The following is a 15,507-nucleotide window of genomic DNA, read 5'->3' on the forward strand; positions in this document are numbered from 1 at the left end:
AAGCGGGATGGGGCCGATGAAAATCCTTCTGACCGGCGGCGCGGGCTTTATCGGCAGCCACGTGGCCGAGGCGTTTTTGGGCCAGGGCCACGCGGTGACGATCGTCGACGACCTCAGCTCGGGCCGGCCGGAAAACGCGCCCGCCGGGGCCGAGCTGGCGGTGATGGACATCGCTTCGCCCCAGGCGGCCGAACTGATGGCCAGCGGCGGTTTTGACGTGCTGTGTCACCACGCCGCCCAGATCTCGGTGCCTTTTTCGGTGGAGGATCCCCAGGCCGACGCCAGGGTCAACATCCTGGGCCTGCTCAATCTGTTGGAGGCCGGCCGACGCGGCGGCCTGCGGCGGGTGATCTTCATCAGCTCGGGCGGGGCGGTCTACGGCGAAATTCCCGACGCGCCGGCCGACGAACAACGCCCGGCCTTGCCGCTGTCGCCCTACGCCGTCAGCAAGCTCTGCGGCGAGACCTACCTGGCCTACTACGCCGCCAACTTCGGCCTGGAGGCGCTGACCCTGCGCTACGCCAACGTCTATGGCCCGCGCCAGACGCCCCACGGCGAGGCCGGCGTGGTGGCCATATTCATGAACGCCATCGCCGCCGGCCGGCCGCCGGCCATCTATCGCCACCCCGAGACGCCCCGGGGCATGGAGCGCGACTACGTCTACGTGGCCGACTGCGCCCAGGCCAACGTCCTGGCCCTGAGCGCCCCGCCCGGCGTCTACAACATCGCCACCGGCCTGGCCACCACCACCCTCGACCTGTGGCTGGCCGTGCGCCGGGCCGCCCAAAGCGATCTGGGCCACTCCTTCGGCCCGGCCCGCGCCGGCGACCTGCGGCGCAGCGTCCTCGACGCCGCCAAGGCCGCCTCCATCCTGGGCTGGCGGCCCGAGCGCGACTTGGCCGCCGGCCTGGCCGAAACCTGGGCCTGGCGACGGGCCCTGGAGGCCGGGGCATGAACCATCCGGCGTTGTTCGATGCCTTCCCGGCCCTGGCCCAGCGCCTGGCCCGCGCGCCGCTGCTGGAAGGCCCCACGCCCCTGCAACCGCTGGCCCAGGCCAGCCAGAGCCTGGGCGTGGAGGTCTGGGTCAAGCGCGACGACCTCAGTTCGACCGTTTATGGCGGCAACAAGCCGCGCAAGCTGGAGTTCATTCTGGGCCGGGCCCTGGCCGAGGGCCGGCGCGAGCTGGTGACGATGGGGGCCATGGGCACCAACCACGGCCTGGCCACGACGATCCACGGCCAGCGCCTGGGCCTGACGACGTCGCTGGAGCTTTTTCCCCAGCCGCTGACATCGGTGGTGCTACGCAACATCAAGCTGTTCCAACATTTCGGGGCCCGGATCAACCTCAGCCCGACCATGGAGCGGGCGTTTTTGCGTTTTCGCTATTGGCAACGCCTGCGCCGGCCGGGGGCCTGCTTCATCCCGGCGGGCGGCTCCAGCCCCCTGGGCGCGGTGGGCTACGTCAGCGCCGGGTTGGAGCTGGCCGGCCAACTCGCCGCCGGCCAGGGGCCCCGGCCCCAGGCCGTGTTCGTGGCCGCCGGCACCCTGGGCAGCCAGGCCGGCCTGCGCCTGGGCCTGCTGCTGGCGGGGCAGGACATTCCGGTGATCGGCGTGGCGGTGGTGCCCCTGGCGGCGGCCAACGCCAAGGCAGCGTTGAACCTGGCTCGGCGAACTCTGGCCCTGCTGCGCGCGGCCGACCCCTCCGTGCCCGAACTGACGCTGGCGGCCGAGGATTTCGTCATCGACCCCGGCCAGCTTGGCCCCGGCTACGGCCAGCCCACGCCGGCGGCGCTGGCGGCCATGGACCTTTTGTCCCGCCAGGAGGGCCTGAGCCTGGAGCCCACCTACACGGCCAAGGCCTTCGCCGGCCTGTGCGCCTGGGCCCAGGAGCGGCCCGGCCAGGGTCCGCTGCTATTTTGGCACACCTACAACTCGGCCCGGCTGGACCATCTGGCCGACCAGGTCGATCCGGCCGGCCTGCCCGAAGCCCTGCGCAAGTACTTCCTGGCCCAATAGCGCCGCCCCCCGGCTTGCTTCCGGCCGCCGGCCGTGGCACCCTGTAATTATCGCTGACAATCAGCCCCGCGCGCCGGCGCGGGTGGCCCGTGTTTTTAGCGGGCGGAGGATTGCATGGAACAGGCGCTTACGGAAATCAAAACCTGGCTGGCCCTCTATGGCCTGAACCTCTTGGGCGCGGCGGTCATCTTGGCCCTGGGCCTGGCGGCGGCGGGTTATCTGAGCCGGCTGGTCAGGGCGCTGATGCAAAAAGCCAAGCTGGATCAATCACTGGTGGGTTTCGTGGCCAGCCTGACCCGCGTGGCCCTGATCGCCGTGGTGATCATCGCCGCCCTGAGCCAGGCCGGCTTCCAGACGGCCTCGTTGATCGCGGTGCTGGGCGGCGCGGTCTTCGCCGTGGGCCTGGCCTTGCAGGGCAACCTGTCCAGCCTGGCCTCGGGGGTGCTGATATTGGTCTTCCGGCCGTTCAGGGTGGGCGAGGTGATCGAGTGCGGGGCGGTGATCGGCGCGGTGGAGCGCATCGACATCTTGCACACCACCATCAAGTGCGCCGACGGCCGCACGGTGGTCATGCCCAACATCAAGCTGACCTCCGAGGCGGTGATCAACTACTCGTCGCGGCCGATCATGCGCGCCGACGTGACCGTGGGCGTCGGCTACGGCGACGACATCGCCCGGGCCAAGGCCATCGTCGGCGAGGTGGTGGCCGGCTACGACAAGGCCCTGGCCGAGCCGGCGCCGCAGATCCTGGTCAGCGAGCTGGCCGACAGCAGCGTCAACCTGGCCGTGCGGGTCCATGTGGGCAAGGATGATTATTGGCAGGCCAAGGCCGACCTGCTGGAGCTGATCAAGCTGCGTTTCGACCGCGAGGGCGTGACCATCCCCTACCCGCAGCGCGAGGTGCATCTGCGCGGCGGCCAGGCCTCGGCGGCGGTGAATTAACCCTCCGCCGAGGCCGCCCTGGCCCTTTCCGGGGCGGGGCACAGGCGCAGGTGCACCCGCGAGGCCTTGGGCGCGGGCCGATCGTCGGCCGGCAACGGCCGGGGCTGGGCCGCGAAATCCTGGGTGCGGCCCAGGACGCTCAGCAGGCCGTCCTGGTCCAGGCGGCCCAGGTCGCCGGTGGGCAGCCAGCCGTCGCGCAGGATCTGATCGTCGGGCCGGCCGCCGGTCTGGTAGCCGCTCATCAGGCCGGGGCCGCGCAGGCATATTTCACCGGCCTGGCCCGGCGCGACGGCCTGGCCGTCGGGGCCGGCGATGATCATTTCCACGTCCATCAGCGGGGCCAAGGCTCCGCTGCGCCGCTGGCCGCCGGGCGGGGTGGCCGCGACCATGGCCCCGGCCTCGGCCAGGCCATAGCTTTCCATCAGCGCCGCGCCGGTCAGTTCCCCCACGCGCTCGGCAAAGTCGGCGGCCGGGGCCGGCCCGTCGCAGATCACGGCGGCCAGGTGGCCCTTGGGCAGCTTGCGCGCCTCGGGCAGGTCGGCCAGGGCGGCCAGTTGGCCGGGCTCGGCGGCCACGAAGCGGGGCTTGCGCCGGGCGATGGCCGAAAGGGCGGCGCGGGGGCCCTCGTGGGAGGGCAGGATCAGGCAGCCGCCCTTGACCAGCGCCGCGCCCAGGCCCAGGCACAGGCCCAGCCCACGGATCAACGGGCCCAGCACCAGCACGCCGTCGCCGGGGTTCAGGCGCAGCCAAGCCGCGGCCTGACAGAGGTTGGCGGCCAGGGCGCGGTGGGACAAGACCACGGCCCGCGGTTGGCCGCCGGCGCCCCTGGTGTGGACGATGACCGCCGGGGCCTCCAGGCTCAGCACCGGCCGTTGGGGCGGCTGGGCGTTTTCCTTGAGCAGGCGGCCAAAGCGCTCCACGCCGGCCTCGCGCACGACCCGGCAATCGGGGGCTGACGGCCGCAGCCGCCGCCTGAAGGCCTGGGCCAGGCGCACCGAGGGGCCGAGCCCGTCGAGTTGGCCGGCGCAGACGATCAAATCCAGGCCCAGCTTGTTGCGCAGGCCCGAGAGCGATTCGGGCAGGCAGTTCTGCACGATCAGACCCATGGCCCCGCATTGCCGCGCCCTGGCGATCAACTCGTCGGCGTCGTCGATCAACGGCGCAAGCACCGGGACCGCGCCCATGCGCAGCAAGGCGAAAAAGGCCACCGCCATCTGGGGGCTGTTGGGCGTCATGATGATCACCCGCGAGCCCTTGTGCGCGCCGCGACGCGCCAGGGCCCCGGCCAGGCGTTCGATCTGGTCCATGAGCTGGGCGTAGGTGATTTTCGCGCCCATGAAGGAGATGGCCGGCTTGTCGGGTTGCTGGTTGGCGGCCCCGCGCAGCAGGGCGAAGACGTCTTGGCGCGGATAGCCGAGGTTATGCGGGACCAGGCTTCCGTAATGAGTCAGCCAGGGGGGGGTGGCCATGGCAATCTCCCCGGTCTGGGCGCGACGCCCGTTGGTCGGCCGAGGCCGTTCAGGTTGCAGTGCTTGTTCCTATAAGGATACAGCCAAAGGCAACATATTGTCAACACTACAAAAAACGAAACAGCACCTGTGCCGGAAACAGCACGGAGCGCCACCGTGGCCGCCGCCCCGATTCACCATTGAGACCAAACCCTTCGCCACGAAAAATCACAGATGTGGCATGCCGCGCCCCCGCGTCGCCACGGCAACCCCGCTCCCCTAATTATTGCCCGATATCCCATGGGTCATTTATACTAAATTCATCGTCGCCAACACTCGGCTCTCATTTTTTACTTGACGTCGTGCATTTTTATTGTATTCTGGTACCAGAATACTGATTAACTCAACCCAACGGAGGTTTCCATGGACCAGATGTTCTGTTATCAATGCGAACAAACCGCCAAAGGCTCCGGCTGCACCGTGGGCGGCGTCTGCGGCAAGAATCCTCAAGTGGCCGCCCTGCAGGACATGCTCACCTACGCCGTCATCGGCCTGGGCCAGGTGGCCCACGCAGCCCGGCAAAAGGGCGTGATCGATCCCGAGGTCGACCGCTTTGTCTGCGCCGGGCTGTTCGCCACCCTGACCAACGTCGATTTCGACCCCGACCGTTTCGTGGTCTGGATCGGCCAGGCCGTGGCCCTGCGCAAGGCCCTGGCCCAGAAGGCCGGCGTGGGCCCGCTGCCCGGCCCGGCCTCCTTCGAGCCCGCCGCCGACGTGGCCGGCCTGGAGGCCCAGTCCAAGATTTGGGGTTTCGCGCCGTTGGAGGGCCAGGATCCAGACGCGCGCAGCCTGATCCACCTGACCATTTTCGGCCTGCGCGGCGTGGCCGCCTACGCCGATCACGCGGCGATCCTGGGCCAGGAAGATCCCGAGCTCTACGCCCAGATCCACGCCGCCCTGGCCGCCACCCAGGATACGACCCTGGGCGCGGCCGAGTTGACCGCCCTGGCCCTGAAGGTGGGTGAAATCAACCTGCGGGCCATGGAGCTGCTCGACGCCGGCAACACCGGCCGGTTCGGGCATCCCGTGCCCACCAGCGTGCCCCTGGGCCACAAGGCCGGTAAGGCCATCTTGGTCTCGGGCCACGACCTGGAAGACCTGGCCCAACTGCTGGAGCAGAGCGCCGGCAAGGGCATTTTCGTCTACACCCACGGCGAGATGCTGCCCACCCACGGCTATCCCGAGCTGAAGAAGCACCCCCACTTTTATGGCCATTACGGCACGGCCTGGCAGAACCAGGGCAAGGAGTTCCCCGAGTTCCCCGGGGCCATCCTGATGACCACCAACTGCATCCAGCGGCCCAAGGGCGACACCGGCGAGAAGATCTTCACCACCGGCCTGGTGGGTTGGCCCGGCGTGCCCCACATCGCCGAGGGACCGGGCGGCAAGAAGGACTTCGGCCCGGTGATCGAAAAGGCCCTGGCCCTGCCCGGTTTCGCCGCCGACGAGGACAAGGGTTCGGTGATGGTGGGCTTTGCCCGCAACGCCGTGCTGGGCGTGGCCGACAAGATCATCGAGGCGGTCAAGTCCGGGGCGATCAAGCATTTCTTCCTGGTGGCCGGCTGCGACGGGGCCAAGCCCGGCCGCAACTACTACACCGAGTTCGTCGAGAAGACTCCGGCCGACACGGTGGTGCTGACGCTGGCCTGCGGCAAGTTCCGCTTCTTCGATAAGAACCTGGGCGACATCGGCGGCATCCCGCGCCTGCTGGACGTGGGCCAATGCAACGACGCCTATTCGGCCATCCAGATCGCCGTGGCCTTGGCCGGGGCCTTCAACTGCGGGGTTAACGACCTGCCGCTGTCGATGGTCCTGAGCTGGTACGAACAGAAGGCCTGCGCCATTTTGTTGACCCTCTTGCACCTGGGCATCAAGGGCATCCGCCTGGGGCCCTCGCTGCCGGCCTTCATCAGCCCCAACGTGCTCAAGGTGCTGGTGGACAACTTTGACATCAAGCCCATCTCCGCCAGCGCCGACGAGGACTTGAAGGCCATCCTGGGCTGATCGCGCCCACGCCCGCGGAAAAACCCACCCCGCCCCGGAGCCGGCCCAGGCTCCGGGGCCTCTGCTTGCGCGGAGGCCAGCGCTCGTGCATAATTGAGGCCGGTTCATGTCACCGTCACCATCGGCCGGAGCCTTGCCCCGTGGAAGAAAAATCCCTGCAACAACGCCTGGACCACGCCCGCCACACCGTCGGCGGCGATCCCTGGGCCAAATTCATCGACATCCGCATCGATGAAGTCGAGGAGCGCTACGCCAAGGTCAGCATCCTGCCCGAGGCTCGGCACTTGAACGCCCTGGGCATGGTCCACGGCGCGGTATTCTACGCCCTGGCCGACCAGGCCTACGCCGTGGCCTCCAACACCGCGCCCAGCCCGGCCGTGCTCATCGAGGCCAACCTGAACATCCTCAACGCCGGCAAGCCCGGCGTGCGGCTGTGCGCCGAGGCCAGGGCCAGGGACGTCAAACGCAAGCTGACCACCTGGGACGTGGAGATCAAAGACCCCGACGGCAAGCTGATGGCCGTGTCCAGAGGGATCACCTACTCGCTGTGAGCGCCGGCCCGCGACCGGCCGACTGGGCCCTGCTTCTGGCGGCCATGGGCGGCTTGGCCGCGGGCTGGCTGTGGCCCAGGGCGGGGATCATCATCGCCCCATACCTGGCCTGGTGCATGGCCGGGGTGTTGTTCCTGGCCTTTTTGCGGCTGGATTTCGCGGCGCTCACGCGCGTGGACCGGGCCTCCCTGGGCGGCCTGGCCACCTGGACGACGCTCAAGCTGATCTTGCTGCCGCTGGCGGCCTGGGCCGTGACGGCGATTCTGGCCCCGCGCTGGGCCTTGGCGGCGTTGGTGCTCAGCGGCGTCAGCGCCGGGGTGACCTCGCCGTTTTTTGCCGGGCTGCTGGGGGCCGACATGGCCGGGGCCCTGCGCCTGGTGATGGCCAGCTCGCTTTTGGCCCCGCTGAGTCTGCCGGCGCTGGTGGAGCTTTTGGCCGGCCGCCACATGAGCGCCTCCTTGACCGACATGGCCGCCATGCTGGCGGCGGTGATCCTCTCGCCGCTGCTGCTGGCCAGGGTCTGTCGCCTCTTGTGGCCCCGGGCTGCCCTGGCCGTGGCCGCGCGCGGCCTACCGCTGAATCTGGCCATCATCTTTTGCGCCAACGCCGGGGTGATGGCCAAATACGGCCAATATCTGCGCGGCCGACCGCTGGAGCTGCTGGCCGCCCTGGGCTTGGCCTGTTTGCTGGCCCTGGCCTACGCCGGGATCGGCCTGGGCCTGGGCCGGCTGAGCAATGGGCGGCTGGACGGCCTGACCGGCGCGGCGGGCCTGGCTTTTTGCAACAATATCCTGGCGCTGGTCTTTGCCGAGCGCTTTTTCGGCCCCTTGGAAGCCCTGTTGTGCGCGGCCTACACCGCGCCCTACTTTTTGGTGCTGATCCCCTTGCGCCTGGCCGCCGGCCGGGCCGGCAGGAGCGAACGATGAGCTGGCGGTTTCTGCTTTTCATCTCGACGTTTTTCGCCATCTACGGCGGGGCCAACGCGCTGATCTTCCGCTGGCTGCGGCCGGTGCTGCCGGCGGCCGGCCCGTGGCGGTTGGGGCTGATGCTGTGGTTTGGCCTGATGGTGCTTTCGCCGGTGATCAGTCGCAACCTGGAGTCGTGGGGCTGGCTGCGGCCGGCGGCGGTCTTCGACGTGGTGGGCTATTATTGGATGGGCCTGGTTTTCGTGGGCATCTTCTTGCTGGGCCTGGCCAAGCTGGCCGGCTGGCTGTTGCCCATCGGCCCCAAGACGGCCGTGTGGCTGGGCCTTTTGGCCACGGCGGCGGCCTTTGCCTATGGCTATTACGAGGCGGCCAATCCGGGCCTGAGCTTTGTCACGGTCGAAGCCAAACTGCCGCCGGGCGTCAAACGCATCCGCATCGCCCAGATCGCCGATCAGCACCTGGGCTACACCATCAACTCCGACCGCCTGGCCAACGTCTGCCGCCTGGTGGCCAGCCAAAAGCCCGACATCGTCGTCAGCACCGGCGATCTGCTGGAAAACACCATGGCCGACCCCGCCGCCGTGCTGGAGCCCCTGCGCCGCCTGGACCCGCCCCTGGGCAAGTGGGCCGTGCTGGGCAATCACGAGTTTTACATGGATTTGAACGCGGCCTTGGAGTATCACCGCATGGCCGGCTTCGAGCTGCTGCGCGGCCAGGGCCGCGCGCTGCCCGGCGCGCTGAGCCTGGCCGGCGTCGACGACCGGCCCCAGTCCGACGGCCCGGCCGAACGGGCCATGCTCCAGGCCCTGCCCCAGGACATGCCGGTGGTGTTTCTGAAACATCGGCCCGACGTCACCGACGAAAGCCGGGGGCGCTTCGACCTGATGCTCTGCGGCCACACCCACGGTGGGCAGATGTTTCCTTTTGGGTTGATCGTGCGGCGGGTCTTCCCCATGCTGGAGGGCCTGCACCAACTGCCCGGCGGCGAAAAGGTCTTCGTCAGCCGGGGTTCGGGCCTGTGGGGCCCGCCGCTACGCATCCTGGCCCCGCCCGAGGTGGTGATCATCGACCTCGTGCCGGCCGGGGCCAAGTAGCGCCGCGCGCCAACTGGCCGGGCCACGCCAAGCGCCCCAGCCACGCGCCAGCGCGACGTTCCACGGCCCCCGACCGCGACCCCCTCGGCCCACGGGCCTAGCAGGCCTTCAGGGCCTCTTCCTTGGTGGCGAAGAGGGGAATGATCTTGGTGAAGCCGGCGATCTCAAAGACCTGCTTGACCTCGGGACGCGGCGCGAACAGGGCCAGCTTGCCCTTGCGCGCGGCCATCTCCTTGGCCCGCATCAGCAATATGCGCAGCCCCGCGCTGCTGATGTATTCCAGCTCGCTCATGTCGCACAGCAAGAGTTTGTCGTCCTCGGTCAACTGGCCCTGCATGGCTTGATCGACCATCGGGCTGGAGCTGGCGTCGAGCCGCCCGACCAACTTGCAGATAAGCGCGCCGCCTTCGCGGACAGACGTGACTTCCATCGCATAACTCCTTGGCACGAGGCGTCGAAGGCGATTTTTACAGCAAACGCCGGCAATGTCAAACACAACCAACGCCGGGGCGCCAACAGCCGCGCGGCTCGATCGATCGGCCATTTTATCCTTGGCCGCCGGCCCCGGCTCTGGCAATAATCTAAGGAATATGCGGCGGCCCACCCACGCCATCATTACGCAGCAACCGACCACCGACCGCTTCCGCCGGAGAAGACTTGATGCGCAGCCACAAAAACACCTACTGGCCCGATGACTACCAGTACAAGAAGTACAATGTCACCCAGGCCATCAGCCGCATCCGGCCTGGCCAGCGCGTGTTCATCGGCTCGGGCGCCGGAGAGCCCCAGGCCCTGGTGCGCGAGCTTTCCAAAAGCTCCAGCCATTTCACCGACGTGGAGATCGTGCGCCTGTTGGGCCTGGAAAGCTCGCCCCTGGCCCCCATCGCCATGCGCACCTCCGGCCACAGCCTCAACGTGCGCTATTTCTACCTGGGCTCGGCCAAGACCCAGACCCTGGCCGCCTCCAAGCGCTTTTTCACGCCGATCAACCTCTCGGCCGTGCCGCGCCTGTTCAAAACGCGCCAACTGCCCATCCACGTGGCCCTGATCCAGTGCTCCGAGCCAGACGACTTCGGCTGGATGAGCCTGGGCGTCAGCGTCGACGTGACCCTGGCCGCCGTCCAGGCCGCCGACATGGTCATCGCCCAGGTCAACCCCAAGATGCCCCGCGTCCTGGGCCACGGCTTCGTCCACGTCAACGACGTCGACATCATCGTCGAGCGCGAGGAAGAACTGATCTACCTCGAGCAATCGCCCAACTTCGAGTCGGCCAACCTCATCGCCAAACACGTGGCCAAGCTCATCGACGACGGTTCGACCCTGCAAATGAGCCTGGGCGCCACGCCCCAGGCCATCTGGCTGGGCGTCTCCAGCAAAAACGACCTGGGCGTGCACACCCAGTTTCTCACCGACGGCGTGATGAAGCTCTTTGCCCAGGGCGTGATCAACAACAAAAACAAAGGCTTCAACAACGACCGCATGGTCGCCAGCGCCGCCCTGGGCTCGCGCAACCTCTACGAGTTCATCAACGACAACCCGGCCGTGGAGTTCCACCCCTCCGACTACGTCAACGACCCGGCCATCATCGCCCGTCACAACAAGATGGTCTCGGTCAACGTGGCCATGGCCATGGACCTCACCGGCCAGGCCGCCGCCGACGCCCTGCCCTACAACCACTACTCCGGCGTCAACGGAACCATGGACTTCATCCGCGGCGCGCAAAATTCGCCCGGCGGCAAAAGCATCCTCATGCTGCCCAGCACCACCCTCGACGGCCAGGCCAGCCGCATCACGCCCTCCCTCGATGGCATCCCCGTCGTCGTGCCCAGGGCCGAGGTGCAATACGTGGTCACCGAATACGGCGTGGTCAACCTCTTCGGCAAGACCTTGCAGGAAAGGGCCATCGCCCTGATCAGCGTGGCCCACCCGGACTTCCGCGACGAACTATACGAAAAAGCCAAGGATATCGGCCTGCTGGCCCCGGAGCGCACCTTCGCCGACACCATCCGCAGCGTCTATCCCCTCAAGCTGGAGGAAAAACGCATCATCGGCGGCCAGGAGATCTTCTTCCGCCCGGCCCGGCCCACCGACGAACGCAGCATCCAAGAGCACTTCTACAACCTCGACCACCGCGACGTCGTGCGCCGCTTCATGGCCGAAAAAAGCTCCTTCCTGCGCGAGGATCTGGCCGGCATGTATCAGGTCGACTACATCCACGACATGACCATGGTCGCCTCCACCGGCGAACTGGGCTTCGAAAAGGTCATCGCCGTGGGCGGTTATTTCCTCAACCCAGCCACCAACGTGGCCGAAGTGGCCTACAGCGTCAGCAAGGAATGGCAAGGCAAGGGCATCAGCTCGGTCATCCAGGAAAAACTGGCCGTCGCCGCCCGCGAACACGGCATCGCCGGCTTCGAGGCCTTCACCTTCCCCCACAACAAGAGCATGATCGCCTTGTTTGAAAAGCTGCCCTTCAAGGTCACCAGCCGCCTGGCCGACGACACCTTGATCCTCGTCTGCCGCTTCGACGAGCCCAAACCGCAAAAAGAAGAGCAGACCCGCGCCTAAGGCGCTTGGCCCGCCAAAAAACAACGCCCCTCGCCATCACTGGCCGGGGCGTTGTTTTTGCCACAGGCGCTATTTCTCGACGTAGACCCCAGAGCCAATGAAATAATCCGTGCCCGGGACGGGCTCCACGTAGCCCCGCTTGAGGTGCGCGCCGCCCATGCCCGGCCGCGCCCAATAAAAATCGAAAAACCCGCCGCCCTTTTTGGCCACGGCCACCGCCTCGCGCACGGCGTATTTGCCCTTGGCGTCCTTCAAATCTCGCAGATTGACGCCCACCAGCTCTGGCTGGGCCGCGTGGGCGATGTTGCGGCAATTCATGTCGTAAACATAAAGATAGCCCGAGCCGTCATCATAAAAACGGATCGGCGCGATGAAGTTGCGGATCAAGGCCATCCGCGCCCGCTCGTCGGGCTGGCCCTCCAACAGGGCCGCCAACCCCAACGCCGCCGCGTGCACCACCGCCCTGACCTCGCGCTCGGCGCAGTCAAGCGCCGACGAAGCCGCCGCCGGGCCAGACCACGGGCCCAACACCACGCCAAAAACCATCAGCCCCGCGACCAGGCCCGCGCCGAACACGCCACCCCTCGCGCCACTTCTCGCCATCATTGGCCGCCCCTTCTCCCATCTTATGAACGACGGCGCGGTAAACGCCGCCAAAACCAATCAGTGCTCGACCACCTGCCAACGCCGCCGGGCCGCGCTATTTAACGGCGCGATATACGCCCGAGCCGATGAAATAATCCGTGCCCGCGATAGGCTCGGCATAGCCGACCTTGGGCGTGATCTCCTTGGTGTCGGGGCGCGGCCACCAGAAATGATAATACCCCCCACCCTTTTTGCCGGCCTCCACCGTCTGGCGCACCGGATGATTGCCCTTATCGTCGACAAGGTCGGCAAGCTGCTTGCCCACCATCTGCGGTTGGGCCGCGTGGGCGATGTTGACGCAGTTGGAGTCGTAAACAAACAAATAGCCGGAATTATCGGATAAAAAGCGGATCGGCGCGATGAATTTGCGCAGCAACGCCACCCGCGCCTCATCGTTGGGCTGATCCTTCAGCAACGGCGCCAAACCCTGGGCCAAGGCGTGCACCACCGCTTTGATCTCGCGCTCGTCGCAGCTGCGCCCGTCATCGGCCGCCCAAGCCGAACCCAGGCCCAACGCCAGGCACATCAGCGCCGCGCCACAGATCTTGCCCAACAAGCTACCTTTGCCCATTGCTCTCCGCTCCTCTCGCCGGACCCCGTGGCTCACTCCCGCCGGATTTCGGGATCCATGTGCACGATTACCTGATCCAAGCCTTCGATATCACGCAGCAAACAAAGCTCAACTGTCTTGGCGATGGCGTGGCCCTCGGCCACGGTCATCTCCGCCGGCACCACCACGTGCACCTGGGCCTGGTGCAGCCCGCCCGAGCTGCGCACGCGCAGATCGTGAAAGCCACGCACGCCAGGCACCGTGCGCACGCACTCCTCGATGCGGCTGGTGATCTCCGCCGGGGGCGCGGCGTCGGAAAGCTCGCGCAACGCCGCCCACAACACCCGCCAGCCCGCCGCCAGGATCATCAGCGCCACCACCAGCGTGGCCAGCGCGTCGGCCCAGTCCAGCCCAGGCCAGATCATCGCCACGCCCACCCCCGCCAGCACCGCCACCGAAGACAACGCGTCCGAACGATGATGCCAGGCGTTGGCCCGCACCGAGGCGCTGTGAATCCGCCGACCCACCGCCATCGTCACCTGAAAAAGCATTTCTTTGGCTAGGATCGAAACCGCGGCCACCGCCAAGGCCAAGCCAGTCGGCGCGCCGGCCGCCGGCCGGCCCAGCGAAAGCACGGCGTCATAACCCAATAACGCCGCCACCGCCGCCAACGTCAGCCCCACCACCGCCGCCGACATCGTCTCCAAACGGGCGTGGCCAAAATGGTGATTGCTGTCGGGGCCCTTGCCGCGCATGCGTAGGCCCCACAACACCACCACATCACTGAATAAATCGCTGATGGAATGCACCGCGTCGGCGATAAGCGCCTGGCTGCGGCCCAACACGCCGCCCAAAACCTTCAGCGCGATCAACGCCACATTGACCCAAAGCCCCAACCAGGTTATGCGCCTGCCGGACAAATCGCCTCTGTCATGATCAGTGGGCATCGTCGATGACCACCCTCGCTTGCCTGCTGTTGGATACATTGCGCCATGATGACCGACAGCGCGGGGCTCTGGCTGGATGATCGGTCCCCAGGGTCGGGCGCTTGGTTCATGATAACGCAAAGCGCCCCGCGGCGCGAGGTGTTGGATGAGGTGGTTTTGCAATGAGCGCCGGGCTGGGGAAGGCACGGAAAAGAGAAGAGGGAATCGGCCTGCGGGACGAGGCGGGGGCTCTTTTGCCTCGCGGCGGCGGAGCCCCCGCCCAGGGGCCATCGAGGGTAGGCGCCAATCTGGCATGGTCGGCCCGCTCTGCCTGACCGGGCGCCGGCCTCTTTTTCTTTGGGCGCAAAAGAAAAAGCTCCCCCCCGCGTCTTGCGCTGGCCGTAGCCCGGCCTCAGGGCACGTCGGCCTCGTGCCAGGAATAGCAGGTCACGTCCGGCACTTGTTCCAGTTCATCCAGCATCGTCGCCCACTTGGCGCCCGAGATGATGCGCAGCCGGAAGGTGGCCGAGACGGTGTCGCTTTCCAGGCAACGATTTTTGCCCAAAAAGATCAGATGCGCGCCGTAGTGTTTGAGCAGATCGCGCACGCCATCGACGGCCTTGCGTGAATCGGCCTCGAGGCTGAGCACGACCAGTTGTTCCTTGGGCAGCAGGCGCGCCAGCGTGGGGAAGAAGGCCAGCGCGACAAACGTCAGCGCCACCACCACGAAGGCTGGCAGATAGAGCCCCGCGCCCACCGACAGGCCCACGCCGGTCAGCACCCACATGGCCGCGCCGGTGGTGACGCCCCAGGCCGAACGCCGGCCCTGGATGATCGCGCCAGCGCCCAAAAAGCCCATGCCGGCGATGGCGTATGACGGCAGGCGGCCGGGATCCATGCGGATCATGCTGTCGTTGGCGTTGGAGGCGAAAAGTTGGGTGAGGTAGAGCGACAGGCTCATCAGCAGGGCGCCGGCCATGCACACCAGGATGCACGAGCGCAGGCCTGCGGCCTTGCTGTGGCGTTCACGCTCCAAGCCGATGATCATGCCCAAGGCCCCGGCCATGGCGATGCGGGCGACCATTGTTGTTTCATCTAGATAGACCATGGGCCCCCCTTTTTTGCTTGGCCACGCCGCCGGCGGGGCGTCGGCCACCCCGCCGGCGGCGTTTGCCGTCAGAACTTGACCTGAGGCGCTTGCTGGGCCTGGGCCGCCGCCTGGAACGGCTCGATGCGTTCGAAGCCCATCAGCCGGGCCAGGATCATCGTCGGCAGGGTTTCCACCGCCAGGTTGTATTCCTTGACCGCCGCGTTGTAGCGCGTGCGGGCCACGGTGATGCGATTTTCGGTGCCTTCGAGTTGGGCTTGCAGGTCGCGGAAGTTTTGGTTGGCCTTCAACTCGGGGTAGCGTTCGACCACCACCATCAGCCGGCCCAGGGCGCTTTGCATGGCCTGATCGGCGGCCAGCTTGCCGCCGATGTCGCCGGCCTGGGTGAACTGCCGCCGGGCCTCGATGACCCCTTGCAGTGTCTCTTTTTCATGGGCGGCGTAGCCCTTGACCGTCTCGACCAGGTTGGGGATCAGGTCGTAACGCCGTTGCAGGTCGGTTTCCACGTTGGCCTGGGCCTCGCGCACGTTTTCGCGCTGGGCCTTGAGGGTGTTGTAGGGGCTGACGAACAGCCACAGAAAACCCAACAGCGCGACCAGGCCCACTCCGATGGCGATTTTTGCTCCCTTGCTCATGCGCCCCATTCCTCCAGACAAATTATGTTAGACC

The 15,507-nt window shown here is 67.0% G+C and carries 15 protein-coding genes; 8 read left to right on the forward strand and 7 right to left on the reverse strand.

Features of this window, described 5'->3' with window-relative positions; genetic code table 11:
* Window positions 1-16 precede the first annotated feature (16 nt).
* The 3 genes from DEBA_RS00720 to DEBA_RS00730 all read left to right on the forward strand — a co-directional run bounded on the left by DEBA_RS00720 (window position 17) and on the right by DEBA_RS00730 (window position 2,958).
* Window positions 17-955, forward strand: a complete 939-nt coding sequence (locus tag DEBA_RS00720) for an NAD-dependent epimerase/dehydratase family protein (RefSeq protein WP_013256981.1) — start codon at window positions 17-19, stop codon at window positions 953-955.
* Window positions 952-2,016 (forward strand): 1-aminocyclopropane-1-carboxylate deaminase/D-cysteine desulfhydrase, encoded by a 1,065-nt coding sequence (locus tag DEBA_RS00725; RefSeq protein WP_013256982.1) that lies wholly within the window; start codon window positions 952-954, stop codon window positions 2,014-2,016. Before DEBA_RS00720 ends, DEBA_RS00725 begins: the two co-directional genes overlap by 4 nt.
* A gap of 114 nt (window positions 2,017-2,130) precedes the next feature.
* Window positions 2,131-2,958, forward strand: coding sequence for a mechanosensitive ion channel family protein (locus tag DEBA_RS00730; protein ID WP_013256983.1), 828 nt, complete (start codon window positions 2,131-2,133; stop codon window positions 2,956-2,958).
* On the opposite strand, the gene DEBA_RS00735 is transcribed toward DEBA_RS00730, so the two are convergent.
* Window positions 2,955-4,427 (reverse strand): class I adenylate-forming enzyme family protein, encoded by a 1,473-nt coding sequence (locus tag DEBA_RS00735; protein ID WP_013256984.1) that lies wholly within the window; start codon window positions 4,425-4,427, stop codon window positions 2,955-2,957. The two genes, DEBA_RS00730 and DEBA_RS00735, sit on opposite strands and share 4 nt — an antisense overlap.
* A gap of 411 nt (window positions 4,428-4,838) precedes the next feature.
* Between DEBA_RS00735 and hcp the strand changes: the two genes are divergently transcribed.
* From hcp to DEBA_RS00755, 4 genes are all read left to right on the forward strand, one after another.
* On the forward strand, window positions 4,839-6,470 hold the full coding sequence (gene hcp / locus DEBA_RS00740) for a hydroxylamine reductase (protein WP_043814821.1): 1,632 nt from the start codon (window positions 4,839-4,841) through the stop codon (window positions 6,468-6,470).
* Window positions 6,471-6,610: 140 nt separating this feature from the next.
* Window positions 6,611-7,021: a PaaI family thioesterase gene (locus tag DEBA_RS00745; protein ID WP_013256986.1), complete on the forward strand. Its 411-nt coding sequence runs from the start codon at window positions 6,611-6,613 to the stop codon at window positions 7,019-7,021.
* A complete protein-coding gene (locus tag DEBA_RS00750; protein ID WP_013256987.1) occupies window positions 7,018-7,947 on the forward strand; it encodes a bile acid:sodium symporter in 930 nt (309 codons plus the stop codon). Before DEBA_RS00745 ends, DEBA_RS00750 begins: the two co-directional genes overlap by 4 nt.
* Window positions 7,944-9,041 carry a metallophosphoesterase gene (locus DEBA_RS00755; RefSeq protein ID WP_013256988.1) on the forward strand — a complete coding sequence of 366 codons (1,098 nt, stop codon included), beginning with the start codon at window positions 7,944-7,946 and terminating at the stop codon, window positions 9,039-9,041. The genes DEBA_RS00750 and DEBA_RS00755 overlap by 4 nt, the downstream gene beginning before the upstream one ends.
* Before the next feature lie 97 nt (window positions 9,042-9,138).
* Here DEBA_RS00755 and DEBA_RS18250 read toward each other — a convergent pair whose 3' ends face one another.
* Window positions 9,139-9,471 (reverse strand): STAS domain-containing protein, encoded by a 333-nt coding sequence (locus DEBA_RS18250; protein ID WP_013256989.1) that lies wholly within the window; start codon window positions 9,469-9,471, stop codon window positions 9,139-9,141.
* 230 nt (window positions 9,472-9,701) lie between these two features.
* Here DEBA_RS18250 and DEBA_RS00765 point away from each other — a divergent pair, with 230 nt between their 5' ends.
* A complete protein-coding gene (locus DEBA_RS00765; protein ID WP_013256990.1) occupies window positions 9,702-11,609 on the forward strand; it encodes a GNAT family N-acetyltransferase in 1,908 nt (635 codons plus the stop codon).
* Between the two features lie 69 nt (window positions 11,610-11,678).
* Here the strand turns inward: DEBA_RS00765 and DEBA_RS16590 are convergent, their stop codons facing one another.
* The 5 genes from DEBA_RS16590 to DEBA_RS00790 form a co-directional block, all read right to left on the reverse strand.
* A complete protein-coding gene (locus tag DEBA_RS16590; RefSeq protein ID WP_148227744.1) occupies window positions 11,679-12,215 on the reverse strand; it encodes a cache domain-containing protein in 537 nt (178 codons plus the stop codon).
* A 94-nt stretch (window positions 12,216-12,309) separates the two neighbouring features.
* Window positions 12,310-12,825, reverse strand: coding sequence for a cache domain-containing protein (locus DEBA_RS16595; protein ID WP_013256992.1), 516 nt, complete (start codon window positions 12,823-12,825; stop codon window positions 12,310-12,312).
* 32 nt (window positions 12,826-12,857) lie between these two features.
* Complete coding sequence (locus tag DEBA_RS00780; RefSeq protein ID WP_013256993.1) at window positions 12,858-13,751, reverse strand: cation diffusion facilitator family transporter; 894 nt, start codon at window positions 13,749-13,751, stop codon at window positions 12,858-12,860.
* A gap of 391 nt (window positions 13,752-14,142) precedes the next feature.
* Window positions 14,143-14,838, reverse strand: coding sequence for an MgtC/SapB family protein (locus DEBA_RS16600; RefSeq protein ID WP_013256994.1), 696 nt, complete (start codon window positions 14,836-14,838; stop codon window positions 14,143-14,145).
* Between the two features lie 68 nt (window positions 14,839-14,906).
* Entirely contained in the window at window positions 14,907-15,473 is a 567-nt protein-coding gene (locus tag DEBA_RS00790; protein ID WP_013256995.1) for a LemA family protein, read from the reverse strand.
* Between the last annotated feature and the right edge of the window lie 34 nt (window positions 15,474-15,507).

Source organism: Desulfarculus baarsii DSM 2075 (assembly GCF_000143965.1).
Classification (GTDB): domain Bacteria; phylum Desulfobacterota; class Desulfarculia; order Desulfarculales; family Desulfarculaceae; genus Desulfarculus; species Desulfarculus baarsii.